General features: G+C 61.4%; 17 protein-coding genes and 2 tRNA genes. 8 read left to right on the forward strand and 11 right to left on the reverse strand.

The window, feature by feature from the left end:
- The first annotated feature begins 49 nt into the window (after positions 1–49).
- Entirely contained in the window at positions 50–1,375 is a 1,326-nt protein-coding gene (gene rutG, locus NV64_RS06740; protein ID WP_056236797.1) for a pyrimidine utilization transport protein G, read from the forward strand.
- Here the strand turns inward: rutG and NV64_RS06745 are convergent.
- Positions 1,372–2,295 carry a DMT family transporter gene (locus NV64_RS06745; RefSeq protein ID WP_056236799.1) on the reverse strand — a complete coding sequence of 308 codons (924 nt, stop codon included), beginning with the start codon at positions 2,293–2,295 and terminating at the stop codon, positions 1,372–1,374. The two genes, rutG and NV64_RS06745, sit on opposite strands and share 4 nt — an antisense overlap.
- A gap of 220 nt (positions 2,296–2,515) precedes the next feature.
- Between NV64_RS06745 and NV64_RS06750 the strand changes: the two genes are divergently transcribed.
- Complete coding sequence (locus NV64_RS06750; protein WP_056236801.1) at positions 2,516–2,746, forward strand: YccJ family protein; 231 nt, start codon at positions 2,516–2,518, stop codon at positions 2,744–2,746.
- A gap of 151 nt (positions 2,747–2,897) precedes the next feature.
- Entirely contained in the window at positions 2,898–4,268 is a 1,371-nt protein-coding gene (locus tag NV64_RS06755; protein ID WP_056236802.1) for an NAD-dependent succinate-semialdehyde dehydrogenase, read from the forward strand.
- A gap of 67 nt (positions 4,269–4,335) precedes the next feature.
- Here NV64_RS06755 and agp read toward each other — a convergent pair whose 3' ends face one another.
- The 4 genes from agp to NV64_RS06775 form a co-directional block, all read right to left on the reverse strand.
- Positions 4,336–5,976, reverse strand: coding sequence for a bifunctional glucose-1-phosphatase/inositol phosphatase (gene agp / locus NV64_RS06760; protein ID WP_101505590.1), 1,641 nt, complete (start codon positions 5,974–5,976; stop codon positions 4,336–4,338).
- A gap of 209 nt (positions 5,977–6,185) precedes the next feature.
- Positions 6,186–8,297 carry a 3-hydroxyacyl-CoA dehydrogenase NAD-binding domain-containing protein gene (locus NV64_RS06765; protein WP_101505591.1) on the reverse strand — a complete coding sequence of 704 codons (2,112 nt, stop codon included), beginning with the start codon at positions 8,295–8,297 and terminating at the stop codon, positions 6,186–6,188.
- Positions 8,290–9,429 (reverse strand): CaiB/BaiF CoA-transferase family protein, encoded by a 1,140-nt coding sequence (locus NV64_RS06770; protein WP_101505592.1) that lies wholly within the window; start codon positions 9,427–9,429, stop codon positions 8,290–8,292. The genes NV64_RS06765 and NV64_RS06770 overlap by 8 nt, the downstream gene beginning before the upstream one ends.
- A complete protein-coding gene (locus tag NV64_RS06775) occupies positions 9,429–11,141 on the reverse strand; it encodes an acyl-CoA dehydrogenase family protein (protein WP_101505593.1) in 1,713 nt (570 codons plus the stop codon). Before NV64_RS06775 ends, NV64_RS06770 begins: the two co-directional genes overlap by 1 nt.
- Before the next feature lie 129 nt (positions 11,142–11,270).
- On the opposite strand from NV64_RS06775, the gene NV64_RS06780 reads away from it, so the two are divergent.
- The gene (locus tag NV64_RS06780) at positions 11,271–12,173 is read left to right on the forward strand and encodes a LysR family transcriptional regulator (protein WP_101505594.1); all 903 of its coding nucleotides are present in this window, start codon (positions 11,271–11,273) and stop codon (positions 12,171–12,173) included.
- A gap of 63 nt (positions 12,174–12,236) precedes the next feature.
- Here the strand turns inward: NV64_RS06780 and lhgO are convergent, their stop codons facing one another.
- From lhgO to NV64_RS06800, 4 genes are all read right to left on the reverse strand, one after another.
- On the reverse strand, positions 12,237–13,517 hold the full coding sequence (lhgO, locus tag NV64_RS06785; protein ID WP_056236810.1) for an L-2-hydroxyglutarate oxidase: 1,281 nt from the start codon (positions 13,515–13,517) through the stop codon (positions 12,237–12,239).
- Between the two features lie 30 nt (positions 13,518–13,547).
- On the reverse strand, positions 13,548–14,501 hold the full coding sequence (gene glaH / locus NV64_RS06790) for a glutarate dioxygenase GlaH (protein WP_101505595.1): 954 nt from the start codon (positions 14,499–14,501) through the stop codon (positions 13,548–13,550).
- Positions 14,502–14,652: 151 nt separating this feature from the next.
- Positions 14,653–14,740 (reverse strand) — tRNA-Ser (locus NV64_RS06795).
- 354 nt (positions 14,741–15,094) lie between these two features.
- Positions 15,095–15,182 (reverse strand) — tRNA-Ser (locus tag NV64_RS06800).
- 216 nt (positions 15,183–15,398) lie between these two features.
- Between NV64_RS06800 and yccA the strand changes: the two genes are divergently transcribed.
- The gene (yccA, locus tag NV64_RS06805) at positions 15,399–16,055 is read left to right on the forward strand and encodes an FtsH protease modulator YccA (RefSeq protein ID WP_056236813.1); all 657 of its coding nucleotides are present in this window, start codon (positions 15,399–15,401) and stop codon (positions 16,053–16,055) included.
- A 104-nt stretch (positions 16,056–16,159) separates the two neighbouring features.
- On the forward strand, positions 16,160–16,486 hold the full coding sequence (gene tusE, locus NV64_RS06810) for a sulfurtransferase TusE (protein WP_056236814.1): 327 nt from the start codon (positions 16,160–16,162) through the stop codon (positions 16,484–16,486).
- Positions 16,487–16,612: 126 nt separating this feature from the next.
- Here tusE and yccX read toward each other — a convergent pair whose 3' ends face one another.
- Positions 16,613–16,891: an acylphosphatase gene (yccX, locus tag NV64_RS06815; RefSeq protein ID WP_056236816.1), complete on the reverse strand. Its 279-nt coding sequence runs from the start codon at positions 16,889–16,891 to the stop codon at positions 16,613–16,615.
- A gap of 88 nt (positions 16,892–16,979) precedes the next feature.
- Here yccX and rlmI point away from each other — a divergent pair, with 88 nt between their 5' ends.
- Both rlmI and hspQ read left to right on the forward strand, forming a co-directional pair.
- Entirely contained in the window at positions 16,980–18,170 is a 1,191-nt protein-coding gene (rlmI, locus tag NV64_RS06820) for a 23S rRNA (cytosine(1962)-C(5))-methyltransferase RlmI (protein ID WP_056236817.1), read from the forward strand.
- 61 nt (positions 18,171–18,231) lie between these two features.
- Positions 18,232–18,549: a heat shock protein HspQ gene (hspQ, locus tag NV64_RS06825; protein WP_056236819.1), complete on the forward strand. Its 318-nt coding sequence runs from the start codon at positions 18,232–18,234 to the stop codon at positions 18,547–18,549.
- A 30-nt stretch (positions 18,550–18,579) separates the two neighbouring features.
- Here the strand turns inward: hspQ and NV64_RS06830 are convergent, their stop codons facing one another.
- Positions 18,580–18,999 (reverse strand): CoA-binding protein, encoded by a 420-nt coding sequence (locus NV64_RS06830; protein WP_101505596.1) that lies wholly within the window; start codon positions 18,997–18,999, stop codon positions 18,580–18,582.
- Positions 19,000–19,195: the final 196 nt, after the last annotated feature.

Raw genomic sequence — 19,195 nt, forward strand, 5'->3', positions numbered from 1 at the left:
CGGCGGCGGTGCCGTCACTTAACGCAGTTCCCTCACTCTGGAGAAGACGATGGCGAGTTCCTGGTTTCCTCAATGGTCCAAAACGCGGGCAGGCTCTGCGGAGATTGTTGCCCCCGATGAAGCGTTACCTGCCGGACAGACGTTGGTAATGGGCCTGCAGCATGCGGTGGCGATGTTTGGTGCCACGGTGCTGATGCCGTTGCTGATGGGGCTGGATGCCAACCTTGCCATCCTGATGTCCGGCGTGGGCACGCTGCTGTTCTTTGTGATTACCGGCGGCCGGGTACCGAGTTACCTTGGCTCCAGCGCCGCATTTGTCGGGGTGGTGATTGCCGTCACCGGTTACAGTGGCCAGGGGATGAATGCCAACCTTGGCGTGGCGCTGGGCGGCATTATCGCCTGCGGTGCCCTCTATACGCTGATCGGCGTGATAGTGATGAAGTCCGGCACCCGCTGGATTGAGTCGCTGATGCCGCCGGTGGTCACCGGCGCGGTGGTGATGGCGATCGGTCTGAACCTGGCGCCGATCGCCGTGCGCAGCGTGTCGGCCAGCGCCTTTGACAGCTGGATGGCGGTGATGACGGTGCTGTGCATCGGTGCCGTGGCCGTCTTCACCCGCGGGATGGTGCAACGCCTGCTGATCCTGGTCGGGTTAATCGTCGCCTGGGGGCTTTATGCGCTGCTGACCAACGGCTTTGGCCTCGGTAAGCCGGTGGACTTCAGCCTGCTGAGCGCCGCGCCCTGGCTTGGCCTGCCGCAGTTTACCGCGCCCTCCTTCAGCAGCCATGCGATGTTCAGCATCGCGCCGGTGGCGATCATTCTGGTGGCTGAAAACCTCGGCCATCTGAAGGCGGTAGCCGGTATGACCGGCCGCAGCCTCGATCCGTATATCGGCCGGGCCTTTGTCGGTGACGGGCTGGCAACCATGCTGTCAGGCGGCGTCGGCGGCAGCGGGGTCACCACCTATGCAGAGAATATCGGCGTAATGGCGGTGACCCGGGTGTACTCAACGCTGGTGTTTGTTGCCGCCGCGCTGATTGCGCTGCTGCTGGGCTTTTCGCCGAAGTTTGGCGCGCTGATCCACACCATTCCCGGCCCGGTGATCGGCGGTGCGTCAATCGTGGTGTTTGGCCTGATCGCCGTGGCCGGCGCGCGCATCTGGATCCAGAATCAGGTCGATCTCAGCCAGAACGGCAACCTGATTATGGTGGCGGTGACGCTGGTGCTGGGCGCGGGGGATTTTGCCCTGAATATCGGCGGCTTCACCTTCGGCGGCATCGGCACCGCCACCTTCGGTGCCATTCTGCTGAACGCTCTGCTCAGCCGTAAAGGCGCGGCAGCGCGTGCTGACAGCGTCATCCGCCAGCAGGGTTAAGCGTTATCACACTTCAGCGGCGCGGGCTCCTGCGCCGCTTTTTTTCGTTTCAGCTTCAGCTCGCTGACCAGCACCCCCAGCACGATCAGCGCCCCCCCCAGCAGAGCGATGGCGGGCAGGCGTTCGCCGGCGATCCGCCCGACGATGCCGGCCCACACCGGTTCCCCGGTGTAAATCACCGTAGCGCGGGTCGGTGAGACGCTGCGCTGCGCCCAGTTCATCGTGACCTGAATAATGGCGCTGGCCACTCCCAGCCCGACGGCGCTCCACAGCAGGTACGGGCTAAAGGGCGGTACCGACTCCTGGTTGGGCAGCATCAGCAGAAAACCAAACAGCGAGGCGGTCGCCAGCTGGACCACCGTTACCCGACGCACGTCAACCCGCCCTGCGCTGGCGCTGATCAGGATGATCTCGGCGGCAATCGCCAGCGCGCTGAGCAACGTGACGATCTCTCCCACATTAAAGGCGACCGATCCGACGCTCGGGCCGGCCAGCAGCAGCAGGCCGATGAAAGCCAGCAGCACGCCGATCCACGACATCAGGCCCGGCATCCGCCCGAGGAAGATCCACTGCAGCAGCGGCACCAGCGGCACGTACATGGCGGTAATAAACGCCGACTGGCTGCTGGTGATGGTCTGCATGCCGTAGGTTTGCAGGCCGTAGCCGAGGCTGATGCTCAGGCCGATCAGGGTACCGGCTTTAACCTCCTGCCAGGTCATGCCGCGCATGCTGCGCCAGAAGATCGCCCCCAGCAGCAGCGACGCCGCGGCAAAACGCACGCCGATAAAGAAAAACGGGCCGCTGAACTTCATCGCATGGTGGACGGTGAGAAAGGTGCCGCCCCAGATGATAGTGATCAGCACCAGGATCAGCTCCTGACGGCTGAGAGAGAGTTTGTAACGCGAGAAAAAACCAGCCATAGCCCACCCGGAAAAAAATTTGCGCCAGTGTGCGCACTTCGTGCGGGCGGGTCAAGCACATCGCCACAGGCGCCGGCATGGCGGGTTGCGGGAGCACACCCTATTTTCGCGCCGACAGGCACACCGGCGGCGATCTTCTATACTGAGGAGTCAGGCGCACCGGACGGTGCGCCGCCTGTGGCGAGAGTCCGATCCTTCATCATTCAATCAGGAGAACGGAATGACAACGCATCAAGCAAAAGCCCACCATGTGGCACAGTGGGCCGATCTGCGGCTGACCTCCCATGAGATCGCCGAAGCGATTTTTGAAGTGGCCAACTACGACGAGCGGCTGGCGGAAACCATCTGGGCGCAGCAGGGCAGCGACGACGTGCTGATCCGCGCCTTTGAAAAGACCGACCAGGATATTCTCACCTGGGATAACAAACAGGTCGAACGCCGCAACGTGTAGCCTGCCGGGGCAGGCGTCTCTGCCCCGGACTGCCTTACCGGCCGTGAGAGTCCTCCGAAACACGGCCTGTCCCCTTTTTTGCCTACTACGCTTATTCCGTGCAGCAACACAATGGCCCACTCAGGCTGAAAACTGACTCAAGGAGAGCGCAATGTCCTATCAGAGCATTAATCCCGCAACCAATTCGCTGATTAAGTCCTGGCCCGACCACAGCGATCGGCAGATCGAGCAGGCGCTGGCCACGGCCGATGCCCTCTACCATTCAGACTGGTCCAAAGGGCCTATTCAGCCACGCCTGCAGGTTCTGCATAAGCTGGCCGACCTGATTGACGCACGCGTCGATGAGCTGGCCAAAACCGCCAGCATTGAGATGGGCAAGCTGCTGCGGCAGAGCCGCGGCGAAGTGCAACTTTGTGCGCAGATCGCCCGTTATTACGCCGACAACGCGGAGCGTTTTCTGGCACCTGTCCCCTATCCCACCGACCTCGGTGAAGCCTGGGTCGAACACCATCCGATCGGCGTTCTGGTGGCGGTAGAGCCGTGGAACTTCCCGTTCTACCAGCTGATGCGCGTGCTGGCACCGAACCTGGCGGCCGGTAATCCTGTGCTGGCCAAGCACGCCGCCAACGTGCCGCACTGCGCGGTGCTGTTTGAGCAGCTGGTCAGGGAAGCGGGCGCGCCGGAGGGGGCCTGGACCAACCTGTTCGCCAGCAATGAACAGATAGCCGACCTGATCGCCGACGACCGCGTGCAGGGAGCGGCGCTGACCGGCTCCGAACGCGCCGGCAGCGCTGTTGCCCAGCAGGCCGGTAAACACCTGAAGAAAACCACCCTGGAGCTGGGCGGTAACGACGTGTTTGTGGTGCTGGATGACTGTGACCTTGATAAAGCGGTAAAAAACGGCGCGGGCGCCCGCCTGAGCAACTGCGGCCAGGTTTGTACCGCCGCAAAACGTTTCCTGGTGCATGAAAAGGTCGCCGATGCCTTTCTGCAGAAGCTGACCGAGGCGTTTAAAGCGGTCAAAATTGGCGACCCGCTGGACGAAGCCACCACCCTTGGCCCGCTGTCGTCGGCGGACGCGCGCGATCGCCTGCAGGAACAGGTCAGCCGGGCGCTGGAGAACGGCGCGCAGTTGCTGATCGGCGGCGGTCCGGTAGCCGGCCCCGGCTGCTTCTACCAGCCGACCATTCTGACCGGCATCACCCGCGATAACCCGGCGTATTTCGAGGAGTTCTTTGGCCCGGTGGCGCAGGTGTATATCGTCAAAGACGATGACGAGGTGGTGAAGCTGGCTAACGACTCCCACTACGGCCTGGGCGGCGCGGTGTTCAGCCAGAACATTGCCCGCGCACGCGCGCTGGCCTCACGGATTGAGACCGGAATGGTCTATATCAACTCCGCCAGCGACACCGCCGCCGAGCTACCGTTTGGCGGCGTAAAACGCTCTGGCTTTGGCCGCGAACTGTCCGATCTCGGCATCAAAGAGTTTGTGAATCAGAAGCTGGTGGTCGTGGCATCGTAAACCGTTCGTATAAAAAAAGGCCGACATCACGTCGGCCTTTCTGTACGGCGATTGTAGCGAATGGAACTTAGCCGGCCGCAGGCTGGGCCGGTTTCGCCTCTGCCTGAGGCTGAGCCTCTTTGGCCGCAGGCTGGTCAGCCGCTTTATCCACGGCTTTGTCGTTAGCCGCCTTTTCTGTTGCGGCTTTATCCGCCGCGGCCTTCTCTTTCTCTTTCGCGACCTGCGCAGCCTTGTCCGAAGACGCTTTGGCCTGCGCAGCCTTCTCTGCCGTTGCTTTATCCGCTGCGGCTTTAGCCTGAGCTGCTTTCTCAGACGCTGCTTTATCCGCTGCCGCTTTGTCCGCCGCTGCCTTATCGGCTGCGGCTTTGTCACCAGCCGCTTTCTCTGCCGCATCCGCATTCGCGGCCGGGGCTTTCGCCGCATCAGCCGCTGCAGCTGCCGGAGCCGCTACCTGCAGTGGAGTGCCCTGCAGCGTATCGGTCAGCACTTTGGTGAAGGTGTCCCACGAGCAGAAGCCGTTGGCATCGGTCGGGCAACCGGCCATCTGCAGCGTCACGCGCTTCGGCGGGGTCTCTAGCGACAGCGGTTGTGCATCACGCAACTGTTCGCTGCTCTGGTAAACGTACTCCACCTTGACCAGGTCCCGGTCGTTTTTCTTATCGTGCCAGCGCTGGAACTGCACCATACCACCGATCGGCGTGCGTTCATTCTGCCCGTTCAGTTCATAGGGCTTAAAGTCCATCGCCGACAGCAGCGAAGCAATGTTGGAGTCGTGGCCAACCATCAGCGTCACCGCCGGGGTATCGTTTTTATCCTGCTCTACCAGCAGGCTGCGAATGTAGTCAACCAGCGGTGCGGCAACGTTGCGGGCCACCTGTGGCGAGGTAAACAGGGCATCCTGATAGCCATTTTTGATCGCCGACAGCTCCTGCCACTGCTCCGGGGTTTTGATCTGCCCCCAGGCCACCTGCTCCAGCGGCAGGCCTTCGTAATACTGCAGGGTAAAGGCATCCACCAGCGAATTGCCTACCTTCAGCGGACCGGCAACGTTCGGCTCCTTGCCCTTGTCAGCACTGAAGCTGTTCTGCCCGTCACGGCTCAGATCGCACTGCTTTTTGCCGTCGCAGGCCGCAGAATTTTTGTAATCAATGATTTTTTCCAGCCGCTGGAACGCCGGTTTCAGCGCCAGCTTCTCACCGGCGGCGTTCATCGCCGACAGCGCCTGCTGGTGGAAGGCATCACTGCCGTCTGTGATCTCCGGACTGAAGATCGGATCCATCACGCCCATCTCATCCTGATGGGAAACGCTGATATCACAGCCGGGGAAAGCACCGGTAATAAAGAACTGTGCGGTGGCCACGGTACGCTGCAGGCTGTTGGCATAGGCGTAAATAGCGCCTGGATTCGGGCATTCGCCGTCCTTCACCAGCCCCTGCTGCGCCAGCCATTCACGGGTGTAGCGCCCCATGTAGACCTCCAGCACGCCACCTTTGGTGGTCAGCTGACCTCCCTGCACATCCCACTTTGGCCAGGACTTTTTGGTCGCCTGCGCCAGCACGCTGCCGTTATCCGCCAGCGGAGCACGCAGGTTGTGACGGCTGAGCATCAGTACCTGTTCCAGCTGATAGTCGCTATCGGCCGCCCACGCGGCGGAGCCGGAAAGTGCAGAGCAAACGGCGACTGCACACAGAGTTAACTTATTGATCATAAGTGGGTTCCAATACTCGCTTGAAGTGTAATGAGGGTAATATAGCAGATTCTGACGCCGGCGGTTTAGAGGCTTCACTGCGTTGAAACGAAACAAGATGTTTACACAATGCTCTGCCCCTCTCTGCACAGAAGAAAATAACAGGAAGCAGGGGAAAACAGAAGGCATTAAACGGGCGTCAGGGCGGTGTTACCCACCCTGGTCAACAGTTAGCGGTGATTGAGGCTGGCAAAGGTCTCGCCGGCGGCAACCAGACGCAGCAACAGCGCAGAGGGCTGCCAGAATGCCGGCTCATCGCGGGCATAGTCAGCGATATCAGCGAGGACCTGTCTTAAGCCAATCCCGTCCGCCCGGTACATCGGCCCACCGCGATAGCGCGGAAAACCGTAGCCGTTCAGCAGTACCACATCAATATCCAGCGGCCTGCCCGCGATGCCCTCCTCAAGAATACGGGCACCCTCATTGATCATCGCGGCCAGATAACGCTGGACGATTTCGTCATCGCCGAAGGCGCGTGGCCGAACGCCGGCACGCCGACGCTCGGCCGCAACGATCTCCAGCACCTCCGGGTCGACGGTACCTCGGGGTTCGCCGGTATCGTAGCGATACCAGCCGCGCCCGCTTTTCTGACCAAACCAGCCCCGTTCGCACAGCCGGTCGGCCACCTGCACATAGCGCTCCTGCGGGCTGCGGCTGGCCGCACGGCGCTGGCGGGTCGCCCAGCCGATATCGCCACCGGCCAGGTCGCTGGTCTGGAACGGACCCATCGCAAAACCAAAGTGCCTTAACGCAGCATCGATCTGATAGGGCGAGGCGCCCTCCTCCAGCATCGCCTCTGCGGCACGCCGGCACACCGAGAGTATCCGGTTGCCGATAAAGCCGTCGCAGATGCCGGTGCGCACCGGAATTTTCCCCAGGCGACGCGCCAGCCCGAAGGCGGCGGACACCACGTCGCAGGGCGTCTCCGGCGGGATTACCACCTCCAGCAGGCGCATCACCGGAGCGGGCGAAAAAAAGTGCAGGCCGATCACCTGCCGCGGCCTGCCGGTAACGCGGGCGATCTCCCGAATGTCGAGATAAGAGGTGTTGCTGGCCAGCATGGCGGTGGGTTTACAGTGGTGGTCAAGTTCGCGGAACACCGCCTGCTTAGCCGCCAGATCCTCCCATACCGCTTCCACCACCCAGTCGGCGCTGGCGAGATCCGCATAGCGGGTAGTTCCGCCGTAGCGTGCCAGCCGGGCGTTCACCGCCGCAGCGGTGACCCGCTGCTTCGACACCTGGCGATGATAGTGTTCCTCAATTCGTTGCCGTGCGGCCGCCAGCCGCGGCTCATCCTGTTCGCACAGCACCACTTCCAGCCCGGCGTCCAGCAGCACAATGGCAATGCCGCTGCCCATGTTGCCACCGCCAACTACCGCCACCTGACGGCAGGCGACCGGTGGCATCGGTGCGGTCCTGGCCAGCTTCGCGGTGCTGCGTTCGGCGTTAAAGGCGTAGAGCAGCGCCGCATGCTCGGGGCTGTGCTGACAGCGCATAAACTGTGCGGCCTCCAGTCGCAGCCCCTCGTCAAACGACGATTCACAGGCGGCGGCCACGCACTCAACAATCAGCCCCGGTGAGAACTGTCCGCGATACGCGCTGCTCAGGCTGCCCCGCGCCGCGACCAGCGCCGCATGCCAGGCCGCTACGTTCTTCAGCGCCGCCGTCTGGTGGCGGGTCGGGCGCGGGCCTGAACCGCTGGCCAACAGTTCCCGTGCCAGCGCCAGGCCATCGCGGCGTGCCTCGGTTCCCAACCGGTCCGCCAGCCCCTGCGCTACCGCCTGGGTGGCACTCAGCGGACGGCCGCTGAGGATCAGCGCCAGAGCCGCCTGCGCCCCCATCAGCCGCGGGGCGCGCTGGGTACCGCCCGCTCCCGGCAACAGCCCCAGCCGCACCTCAGGCAGGCCGAGGCGGCAGCCGTCCACCGCCAGCCGGTAGTGGGCGGCCAGCGCAATTTCCAGTCCGCCGCCCAGGGTGTTGCCGGCCATGGCGGCGATCACCGGCTTACCGCAGGACTCCAGCAGATTGCACAGGTCGCGCAGCGCCGGCGGCTGGCGCGGCTGGGCAAACTCGCGGATGTCCGCCCCGGCGGAGAAATGCCCCTCCGCCCCCAGCAACAGCAGCGCCCGCAGGCTGGCGTCGGCTTCCAGCCGCTCCACGGCGGCCCACAGCGCGGCACGCACCGCATGGCTGAGGGCATTGACCGGCGGGTTATCGAGAAGGGCGATCAGGATCTCGCCATCGCGTTCAAGGTGCACAACAGGCCGTTCGACGTTATCCATGATGACTTTCCTTTTTTTTCCGTTCCAGAGCGGCAACCGGCGGGGCCAGCCGGTAGCTGGCCGGGGTGCGGCTGAGTTTGATCGGCGAGGCCACGCCGCGATAGCCGTCACCAATGGTGACCAGCATCTGACGATGGGCGGTATGCGGGTGGTTCAACGCCGCCGGTACGTCCAGCTGTGGCGCGGCAGGCACCCCACTCTGCAACAGCCGATCGGCCACGGCAGCCCCCTGCCGATCGGCCAGCAGCTCCACCAGCAACTGGCGCAGCGGGATGCGGTTGATGGAACGCAGCGCCGGCTCCGCAAAACGCGGGTCGTCACGCAGCGCCGGTGCATCAAGGCAGTCGCACAGCAGGGCAAACTGCCGGTTATTGCCAACGCCGATAAAGACCGGCACGGTGGCCGTCGGGAACACGTCATAGGGATAGAGGCTGACGTGGGCGTTGCCGGTGCGCTGCGGCGGCTGCCGGCTGGCAAACCAGTTGGATGAATAAGGGTGCAGCAGCGAGATGCCGGTGTCGAACAGGCTGCACTCGACGAACTGACCCAGCCCGCTCTGCGTTCGCTCGTACAGCGCCAGCAGAATACCGCTGACCGCGTTCATCCCGGTGCACTGATCGACCAGCGGGATGCCGACCCTTAACGGTTCACCCTGTGCCTCCCCGTTGACGCTCATAATGCCGCACAGCGCCTGGATCGCCGCGTCGTAGCCCACCCTTCCCCCCAGCGGACCATCGGCACCGAAGCCGCTGATGCGGCAGTGGATCAGCCGTGGAAATCGCTGCGACAGCAGGTCAAAACCGAGGCCCCACTTCTCAAGGGTGCCGGTTTTGAAATTTTCAATCAGTACATCGGCATCGGCCAGCAGTTCATACAGCGCTTCAACGCCCGCAGGCGTGGATAAATCCAGCGTTGTGCCGCGTTTGTTGCGGTTGAGGCCAAGATAGTAGGCGGCCACGCCGTCCTGGAACGGTGGCCCCCAGAAGCGGGTTTCGTCGCCCTTCGGCGGCTCAACCTTGAGCACATCGGCACCGTGGTCGCCCAGTACCTGGCCGCAGTACGGGCCGCCCAGCACCCGTGACAGATCGATAACCCGGACGCCGGCTAAGGCTCCGGTGACGTAGAGCGTCATCAGCGGGCCTCCCCGGGCAGTGCCCACGCCGACGCCAGCAGCCGCGCTTCGTCTTCCGCGCTCAGGCCATCGTCTGCCGCCAGCGGGTCGGCGGGCAACAGCTTGTGCTGCAGCACCAGCCCGGCCAGCAGCAGACGGTCTGGCAGCTGCGCCTGCTGGCTCTCCCAGGCCATAATCGTCGCGCTGATCAGGTGGTACAGGGCGCTGGTGGCTCGTCGCACCTGCCCGCCAGCGTTATCGGCCACGGCAGCCTGCACCAGAGCAAACACCCGCTGCTGCGCGTGGAGGAACTGCTGCTGCAGCGAACGGGGCAACTGAGACTCATCCAGCAACCGGCCCAGCCAGGGCTGCAGCGCATCCAGCGAGTGCTCGCGCAGCACGGCACGGCGCACGTCCAGCGCCACAATATTGCTGGTACCTTCCCAGATCGAACCAAGATGCGCGTCTCTGACCAGCCGCGGATCCCCCCACTCTTCGATATAACCGCAACCACCGCGGATCTCCATCGCGTCGCCGGTCACCCTGCGCGCGTCACGGCAGGCGCGGAACTTGATCAGCGGGGTGAGTAGCCGCAGCAGCGCATAGGCCTGCTTATCGCCGCCGTCCGCCTGCTGCAGCACGCAGGCCGTCTGAAACACCATGCTGCGCGCCTGCTCCGCGGGCAGCAGCAGCTTCAGCAGCTGGCGGCGCATTAGCGGCATCTCAATCAGCGTTTTGCCAAACGCCCGCCGGTGACGGGCAATAAAGAACGCTTCGCTGACCGCCCGGCGCATCAGCCCGGCGGAACGCACGCCGTTAGAGAGCCGCGAGTTGTTGACCATATCGGCCATCTGTACAAAACCCCGTCCGGCTTCCCCCACCAGCCAGGCGCTGGCCCCCTCAAGACGAATCTCACCGCTGGCCATCGAGCGGGTGCCCAGCTTGTCTTTCAGCCGCAGAATGCGGTAGGCGTTAAGCGAGCCGTCCGGCAGCGTGCGCGGCAGCAGAAACAGCGAGACGCCTTTCATCCCGTCCACGGCACCGTCAATGCGCGCCAGTACCATCGCCAGCCCGGCATCAGGGTTAGAGCAGAACCATTTGTCGCCGTACAGCAGATAGTTTTCCCCCTGCGCCACCGCCCGAGTGGTGGTGACGGCGATATCGGACCCGCCGCCCTGCTCGGTCATAAACATCGCCCCCTGCAACAGGCTGGCAGGGTCCCGCGAGGTCAGGCACGGCAGATAGCGGTCAACCAACTGGGGTGAGCCGAATTTTTTCAGGGTGCGGGCCAGCGAGTCGGTCATTGAGACCGGGCACATCAGGCCGAACTCCGCCTGCACAAACAGATAGGTAAACAGGTATTTTACCAGCGGCGGCAGCTGTCCCTGCCAGCCGAGCTGGTCCGGGCAGTGAGAGATCGCCGCCAGCGCAAACTCGCTGAACGCGCAGTGCTCCATCTCGCAATACGCCGGGTGTTTAATCACCTGCTGAACGTCGTCGCCGGTACGGGTGCGCTGCTGCAACTGCGGTGGATTTTTATCGGCGCGATCGGCCAGCTCACTCAGCCGCCCCCCCGCCAGCGCCCCAAGCTTCTGCAGCAGGGGTCGCAGATGATCGGCCAGCCCGGCGGGCAGATAGGCGTTAATCAGCGCGTCCAGCGTGGGATCGGTTTGCCACAGGCTGGTGCCGAAAGCGTCCGGAATAGCGTTGTGTTGATCGTTCAAGGGCATCATGGCCTTCTCCTGTCATTGCGTCAGCCCCTACCTTTTGCCGTTTACGCAGGATTGTCTAATACCGTCTGACTATCGGCTGATAGGCTGGAAAAATCGTGGTGCATCAACGGACACTGAGGCAGGCAATAGATGGATATTCGGCATTTACGTTACTTCCTGGTGCTGGCGGAAGAGCTGCATTTTGGCCATGCGGCCAGACGTCTGCTGATCTCGCAGCCGCCGCTAAGCGTGAGCATTCGCCAGCTGGAAGAGAGCATCGGCGCACGGCTGTTTGAGCGCAGCCACCAGCAGGTGCGGCTGACCGACGCCGGGCAGGCGCTGATCCCGGCGGCCCGGGCGCTGATTGCCGGCATGAACACCGCGATGGAGCAGGTACGCGATATCAGCAATGGGGTGACCGGCCACCTGCGAGTCGGATTTGTCGGCGCGCTGCTCTATCAGGGATTGCCCGCGCTGCTGCAACGCTTTCAGCAGCAGAGGCCAGGATTACGGCTGAGCCTGCTGGAGCTGAACACCCGCGAACAGCTGAGCGACCTGCTGCACGGTGGCCTCGACGTGGGCTTTGTCCATCACTGTCAGCTGCCGGCCGGCATTGCGGCGCGGCGCTTTTCCCGCGACCGCATCGCCCTGTGTCTGCCGCAGCAGCACCCGCTGGCAGGCCAGCCGAAGGTCGGTTTAACCCAGCTGCGCGGGGAACACTTTGTGGTGTTCTCCCGCGCGCTGTCGCCGTTTTACTACGATCGCATTCAGTCGCTGCTGCTTGCTGCCAGTATCGACGCGGATGCCCGCTGTGAAGCGCGCCACTGGCTGAGCGTCATTGCGCTGGTGGCAAAAGGATTTGGCGTGGCGCTGGTGCCCGCCAGCCTGGAACATGCGGCGATGGCCGGGGTGACATTTGTGCAGCTCGACTGTGCTGTCACGCAGTCTGAGGGCTGGTGCGTATGGAAAAAGGACGATCCGCGTCCGCTGCTGGCGGCGCTAACGGCCATGCTGCCGCCGCACCTGGCTGAAGATGGCGAACGGGGCCAGTAGATCCTCTCACATCATTATCCAGGGCTGCCGCGTAGCCTGCCCGGGTGCCGCACCGCGTAATCTCTAAAAGCCGTGTTTTGCTGCAGAGCCACACTCCCCTCCTCTTCTGCTCCGGCTAAAACGGCCACGCCTGGCCACGGACAGCGGATGCCGTTTCACCATCTCTTTCACCCGCTCAACGATATGCTGGCCGATAGGGATCGCCGACGTGGCCGCCGGGGACGGTGCATTACACACGTGCAGGGTGCGTTCGCTGGCGACAAACAGAAAGTCGTCGATCAGTTTGCCGTCGGCAGAGACCGCCTGCGCCCTGACCCCCGCCGGGTACGGCTGCAGGTCGGCCAGTTGCAGGCTGGGGCAGTACTTCTGTACCTGCCGCAGATAGCCCTGTTTGAAAAACGAGTTTTTCATCTCGTTGATGCCCAGTGAGAAATTTTGTTTCAACAGTTTGCGCACTCCCGCATTACGCGCCATTTCGAACAGGTCCCGGCAGCTGATGGCGCTTTTCCGGTAGCCTTCGCGACGCCAGGCCAGTACCGCATTCGGCCCGACGGTGACGCCGCCATCAATGGTGCGCGTCAGGTGAATGCCGAGGAAAGGCACGGCCGGGTCCGGGATCGGGTAAATCAGATGATTAACGATGTGGTTGTGCTGGGCGTCGAGGCGGAAATATTCGCCACGGAACGGGCAGATGATAAAACCCGGTTCGATGCCCAGCATGCTCACCAGGCGATCTGCCATCAGACCCGAGCAGGCAATCAGATAGCGGCTGGCCAGCTCCTCCTGTGCGGTTACCAGGGTGACGCGGTCAGCCTCTTCACGCAGCCCGAGGATCTCCGTCTGCAAACGTATCTCCCCACCGGCTTCGGTGAACACCCGCGCCATAGCAACGGTAACCTTATGGTAGTCAACGATGCTGCTGGAGGGTACGAATATCCCGCCGAGACCGGTGATATTCGGCTCGCGCCTGGCAAGCTCACCGGCCGAAAGCCACTCGCGCTCCAGTCCGTTAGCTTTGCTGCGCTTCCACAGCGCCTCCATCCGTTCCATCTCCAGCGGCGTGGTGGCCACCAGCATCTTGCCGCACTGCAGCCAGGGAATCTTCTGCGCGGTGCAAAAGGCTTTGGTCGCCTGGTTTCCCGCCAGGCAGAAATGTGCCTTAAGGCTGCCGGGCTTGTAATAGACCCCGGCATGGATCACCCCGCTGTTATGGCCGGTCTGGTGCTGTGCAAGGCGGTGCTCTTTTTCCAGCACCACAATACGGGCATCCGGGTAACAGGAGATAAGCTGCATGGCGGTGGAGATGCCGACAATTCCTCCGCCGGCAATCGCGAAATCATACATACGATGATGCCCCTCAGTGCCTGGCGGCCACTATTGCCCGCACAGCGGAGTGAAGTAGCCACGCTGGCGCATCAGCTCGCGCCGCAGATCGGGATGCGGGGTAAACCGATCGCGGCCATGCAGCCAGAAATGATTGTTGATCAGCAGGAGACTGCCCACCGGCACCGGGAGGGCGAATTTGGCCGGGCTGTTCTCCAGCGCGTCTGACAGATCGGCCAGCCAGTTCCCCTCGCTGAAGTCCCGCGGCTGCACAAACTGATCGATATAGCTCATCACCGGGCGGCCGCACTCGTCGGTGCTGAAAATCGGGTGATAAACGTTTTGCGGAGCGTTCTTACTCGGCGGCGAGGCCCAGCGCATACTACGGCGGGCCAGCGGGTGGTGAAAAAAGGTTTCCAGCTGCGGCCAGTCGTCCAGATGCAACAGCAGCGAGTCGCCACCCTGCATGTTCTGCTCGTCAATTTTCATCATCATCACGTAGTCGGTGGCTTGCTCGACATAGGTGCCGTCGTTGTGCAGCTCGAGCGGTTTATCCGGCTTACGCAGGTAGCTGTCAGAGCTGTCGACATTTTTCACCACGAAGCGCGCGTAATACTGCCCGCTCATCGAATCGAAGTTGGAGCGACCAATAAGATGGGCAATTGCCGTGGCCAGCCGCACCATATCGTCGGCCTGTTCCACCTGATTAAGCCCATCGGCGGCGATCAGCAAGGCTCCCTGCTCGCGGCCCAGTAAGGTGGTTAACAGCAGCGGGCGCAGCTGACCGCCACACAGTTCGTCCAGAATTTTAGCAACGCGAAAACGCAGCATCGACTTGTACTCCAGCGCCTGCACCGGCCAGCCGCTGCACTGTTGCAGAAAGCGTTGCGTCAGCTCAGCGCTGAAACGCAGTTGGAGCAAACGGCAGGAAACGGCAGAGACGGATAACGACACGCCGGGGATCGGCGGTTTTTGCTGGCGTCTGACGGGGGTTAAGGTTCCCATGATGGAGTTCTCCTGAATGGTCGTGGGCGACAGGCGGCGGCCTGTGCAGACAATCGCAGGTTATATCGACGTTTTTCAGCATGAGCGACATTTGATGCGCAGCACCAAAGCAAAAACCCCAGTCTCTTTCGAGACTGGGGTTTGAATTTGATGGTGGAGGAACAGAGATTCGAACTCTGGAACGGTTTCCCGTCGACGGTTTTCAAGACCGTTGCCTTCAGCCACTCGGCCATCCCTCCACGCTATCAGCCTGCGAACACATCCGCTAACTGATGGAGCGAAGTATAGGGAGTATTGGACACGTTGCCAAGTAAAATTTTCTCTAGTTTGTTGATTTAATGAACATTTAGATTCAGGTGCTGATTAAAGCGCCGTTATGCGCAAATTCACATCACGATCGGGTTATTCTGACGTCAGCCGGGCAAATCCGCGCCGGGAGGATGCAGGGTCGCAGGGTCGCAGGGTCGCAGGGTCGCAGGGTCGCAGGGTCGCAGGGTCGCAGGGGCAATGCTGACGGAGCAGGCTTCAGCAAGCCCGTTATTTTTCCTGCACAAAACAAAACGGGCCAGCTTGCGCTGACCCGTTGAATTTGATGGTGGAGGAACAGAGATTCGAACTCTGGAACGGTTTCCCGTCGACGGTTTTCAAGACCGTTGCCTTCAGCCACTCGGCCATCCCTCCACGTTGGGGCGCACTATAAACATCCCCCTGCGGCTTGTAAAGTTGATTTTTCTGCCAGTGGGCAAAAAAAAGCGTTCCGGCTATCGACTGCTGCAAAAAACGCCGGATTGATGATAAATAAAGCGGGCAAGCGAGTAAAGAAGGGTAAAACGCCTTTTCCTGACGGAAGCCTCTCTTTATGCTCGTTTTTATTTATTGGACCTTGAGAGGTGCTTTATGGATCGCCTTGTTACTTCCGCCAGTGATAGCTCGCTGCTCAGTACCCACCGGGTATTACGTAATACCTACTTTCTGCTTGGGCTGACGCTGGCGTTTTCAGCGTTCACCGCCACCATGAGTACGGTGTTTGCGCTGCCTGCGCCGGGCTTTATTCTGATGCTGGTTGGTTTCTACGGACTGATGTTCCTGACCTATCGTCTGGCTAACAGCCCGGCGGGGATTCTGGCCGCCTTTGCCTTCACCGGCTTCCTTGGCTACTGCCTGGGGCCGATGCTGAACAGCTTCCTGTCCGCGGGTATGGGTGACGTGATTGGCCTGGCGCTTGGCGGTACGGCGCTGGTGTTCTTCTGCTGTTCAGCCTATGTGCTGACCACGCGTAAGGATATGTCGTTCCTGTCAGGTATGCTGATGGCGGGCTTTGTGGTGCTGCTGGTGGCGGTCGTCGCCAACATCTTCCTCAACATCCCTGCTCTGCATATGGCGATCAGCGTGCTGTTTATCCTGTTCTCCGCCGGCGCAATCCTGTGGGAGACCAGCAACATCATTCACGGCGGCGAAACCAACTACATTCGCGCTACCGTTAGCCTGTACGTTTCAATCTACAACATCTTTGTCAGCCTGCTGAGCCTGCTGGGTATGTCACGCAGCAACTAAGCCTTACGGCGCAAGATCCGGCCCCGCCTCGTGCGGGGCTTTCTGTTTAGTGCGGCTGAGTTTTGCTACACTGCGCGCCGCAAAACAAGACGTGGGGCAACAGAGTGCAATTTAACGGTAAAGAGATCGAACGCGATGCGGAAGGCTACCTGAAGGTGGTCACCGACTGGAATGAAGCGCTGGCACCGCTGCTGGCCGCCGAAGAGGAGATCGCGTTAAGCGAGGCACACTGGGAAGTGGTCCGCTTTGTGCGGGAGTTCTATCTGCAGTTCAATACCTCCCCCGCCGTTCGCATGCTGGTCAAGGCGATGGCGCAGAAATATGGTGAAGAGAAAGGCAACAGCCGCTATCTGTTCCGCCTGTTCCCTAAAGGCCCGGCCAAACAGGCCACCAAAATTGCCGGCCTGCCCAAGCCCGCCAAATGCCTGTAATACGCACCCGCGAGGTAACTCCCCTACAGGCGCGTAAGCGGAAGAAGTAACAGCCTGACTTACACGCTGTAGTAACAATTCCCTTAGTGCAGCCGCACGCCCTCTGCCGGGTGCGGACGCGCAGCGTTACCCGGTGGTGAAACCGCTGGGTAGCGCATTGCCGACGTGCGGCTCCACCAGCACCTTATCGACACGCGCGCTGCGCGGACCACCCGCCTGTAACCACGCCAGCAGGGCGTCCAGCTGTTCAGTTTCGCCGCAGGCGAGCACCTCCACGCTGCCGTCATCAAGATTATTCGCGTAGCCGCGCAGCCCCAGCCGTAGCGCTTCACTCCGCGTGCTGTAACGAAACCCGACGCCCTGTACCCGGCCGTGCACCCACATTTTTCGAGCCTCAATCGCCATTTTTCCTCCTTACCCCGGCAGCGATTGCTTTTTGGCAACCGGCACCGGACAATACCCGTCGATCTTTCTGAATATAAGCATAGCAAATATGACCGTTCGTTTAATTCTTGCCAAAGGGCGTGAAAAGTCCTTACTTCGTCGCCATCCGTGGGTCTTTTCCGGCGCGGTTGCCCGCCTGGAAGGTAAAGCCAGTTCGGGTGAAACCATTGACGTCTGCGACAGCCAGGGAAAATGGCTGGCGCGTGCCGCCTGGTCTCCCGAATCACAGATCCGCGCCCGCGTCTGGAGCTGGGACGCAGATGAATCCATTGATATCGACTTCTTCGTCCGTCGCCTGCAGGCGGCCCAGCGGCTGCGCGACTGGCTGGCGGTACGTGACGATCTCGACAGCTACCGGATTATCGCCGGGGAATCCGACGGTCTTCCGGGCGTCACCATTGATCGCTTCGGCAACTTCCTGGTATTACAGCTGCTATCCGCCGGTGCGGAATACCAGCGCGCCGCGCTGATCACCGCACTGCAAACCTGCTACCCTGGCTGTGCCATTTACGACCGCTCTGACGTCAGCGTGCGTAAGAAAGAGGGGCTGGATATGACGCAGGGCGTGGTGCTGGGCGACACCCCGCCAGCGCTACTGCCGATTACCGAACACGGTATGAAACTGCTGGTCGACATTCAGACCGGCCACAAAACCGGCTATTACCTCGATCAGCGCGACAGCCGTCTGGCGACCCGCCGTTACGCAAAAGACGGTCGTGTGCTGAACTGCTTCTCCTACACCGGCGGCTTCGCCGTTTCCGCGCTGATGGGCGGCTGCAGCGAAGTGATCAGCGTCGATACCTCACAGGACGCGCTGGACGTGGCGAAACAGAACGTTGAGCTGAACGGGCTGGACCTGTCTAAGGCGCAGTTTGTGCGTGATGACGTGTTTAAACTGCTGCGCCGCTACCGCGACGAAGGTGAAAAGTTTGACCTGATCGTGATGGACCCGCCGAAGTTCGTTGAAAATAAAAATCAGCTGATGGGCGCCTGCCGCGGTTATAAGGATATCAACATGCTGGCGATGCAGCTGCTGAATCCGGGCGGCACGCTGCTGACCTTCTCCTGTTCCGGCCTGATGACCACCGACCTGTTCCAGAAGATTGTCGCTGACGCCGCGATTGATGCACGCCGTGAAGTGCAGTTTATCGAGCAGTTCCGCCAGGCGGCCGATCACCCGGTGCTGGCCAGCTACCCGGAAGGGCTGTACCTGAAAGGATTTGCCTGCCACGTTCTGTGACTTGAAAAAAGGTTGTCCTGCCCCGATATTATGTTCAGGGCAACTTTTTCAGGAGGTCATGATGATTGCCAGCAAATTCGGTATTGGCCAGCAGGTGCGTCACCAGCTGCTGGGTTTCCCTGGCGTGGTGGTGGACGTTGACGCGGAGTACTCGCTGAAAGATCCGGCGGTCACCGAGATCGACGGTTACGATGCGTTTCGCACCGCACCCTGGTATCACGTGGTGATGGAAGATGACGAGGGCCAGACGGTGCACACCTATCTGGCTGAGGCGCAGCTTTCGTGGGAAGCCCCGGATGACCATCCCGGGCACTCCTCCCTTGATGAACTGGCCGCCTCGGTGCGTCAGCAGCTAAGCGCGCCTCACCTGCGTAACTGAGTCCGGCCCCGCGATCGGCGGGGCCGGATTTCAGGCGCTTTTCAGCAGCCCCAGCCGCGGTATCTCTACCTTCGGGCAGCGATCCATTATTACCTTCAGTCCGGCGTCAGCCGCCAGTACACCCGCCTGTTCATTGATCACCCCAATCTGCAGCCACAGCGTTTTAGCGCCAATGGCGATCGCTTCCTGCGCTACCCCCCACGCGGCTTCAGAATTGCGGAATACGTCAACCATGTCTACCGGCTGCGGAATATCGGCCAGCCTGGCGTACGCCTTCTGCCCCAGCAGCTCCTTTCCCGCCAGCTTCGGGCTGACCGGGATCACCTGATAGCCCTGCGCCAGCAGAAACGCCATCACGTGGTAACTGGCGCGCGCCGGATTGTCACTGGCCCCCACCAGCGCAATGCTGCGGGTGGTATTCAGCACGTCATTAATCGTTTGATCGCTCATCTAAGGCCTCCATTTGCTGATAAAGCGTGTCAGAGAGTGTGGCTGACACGGGCGACGCCATCCGGGGATCGCCGATCCCGGTTGTGCGTTTTATGATATATAGCACGATTAAATATTTTAAAATGTTAATATGCTGCCATACTGAAAGACTTTGATACATTCGAATTTATGCCGTCGCTGACCGGGCTGGAGAAAC

This window comes from Erwinia sp. B116, from assembly GCF_002865965.1.
Classification (GTDB): domain Bacteria; phylum Pseudomonadota; class Gammaproteobacteria; order Enterobacterales; family Enterobacteriaceae; genus Erwinia.

What these genes read in the sequence shown, in the direction of transcription:
- NV64_RS06780 (WP_101505594.1), top strand. Translation starts at nt 11,271, where the DNA reads ATGGATATTCGGCATTTACGTTACTTCCTGGTGCTGGCGGAAGAGCTG.
- yccA (WP_056236813.1), top strand. Translation starts at nt 15,399, where the DNA reads ATGGATCGCCTTGTTACTTCCGCCAGTGATAGCTCGCTGCTCAGTACC.
- NV64_RS06755 (WP_056236802.1), top strand. Translation starts at nt 2,898, where the DNA reads ATGTCCTATCAGAGCATTAATCCCGCAACCAATTCGCTGATTAAGTCC.
- glaH (WP_101505595.1), bottom strand. Translation starts at nt 14,501, where the DNA reads ATGGGAACCTTAACCCCCGTCAGACGCCAGCAAAAACCGCCGATCCCC.
- NV64_RS06830 (WP_101505596.1), bottom strand. Translation starts at nt 18,999, where the DNA reads ATGAGCGATCAAACGATTAATGACGTGCTGAATACCACCCGCAGCATT.
- NV64_RS06765 (WP_101505591.1), bottom strand. Translation starts at nt 8,297, where the DNA reads ATGGATAACGTCGAACGGCCTGTTGTGCACCTTGAACGCGATGGCGAG.
- agp (WP_101505590.1), bottom strand. Translation starts at nt 5,976, where the DNA reads ATGATCAATAAGTTAACTCTGTGTGCAGTCGCCGTTTGCTCTGCACTT.
- rutG (WP_056236797.1), top strand. Translation starts at nt 50, where the DNA reads ATGGCGAGTTCCTGGTTTCCTCAATGGTCCAAAACGCGGGCAGGCTCT.
- lhgO (WP_056236810.1), bottom strand. Translation starts at nt 13,517, where the DNA reads ATGTATGATTTCGCGATTGCCGGCGGAGGAATTGTCGGCATCTCCACC.
- hspQ (WP_056236819.1), top strand. Translation starts at nt 18,232, where the DNA reads ATGATTGCCAGCAAATTCGGTATTGGCCAGCAGGTGCGTCACCAGCTG.
- yccX (WP_056236816.1), bottom strand. Translation starts at nt 16,891, where the DNA reads ATGGCGATTGAGGCTCGAAAAATGTGGGTGCACGGCCGGGTACAGGGC.
- NV64_RS06775 (WP_101505593.1), bottom strand. Translation starts at nt 11,141, where the DNA reads ATGATGCCCTTGAACGATCAACACAACGCTATTCCGGACGCTTTCGGC.
- NV64_RS06750 (WP_056236801.1), top strand. Translation starts at nt 2,516, where the DNA reads ATGACAACGCATCAAGCAAAAGCCCACCATGTGGCACAGTGGGCCGAT.
- rlmI (WP_056236817.1), top strand. Translation starts at nt 16,980, where the DNA reads ATGACCGTTCGTTTAATTCTTGCCAAAGGGCGTGAAAAGTCCTTACTT.
- NV64_RS06745 (WP_056236799.1), bottom strand. Translation starts at nt 2,295, where the DNA reads ATGGCTGGTTTTTTCTCGCGTTACAAACTCTCTCTCAGCCGTCAGGAG.
- NV64_RS06770 (WP_101505592.1), bottom strand. Translation starts at nt 9,429, where the DNA reads ATGACGCTCTACGTCACCGGAGCCTTAGCCGGCGTCCGGGTTATCGAT.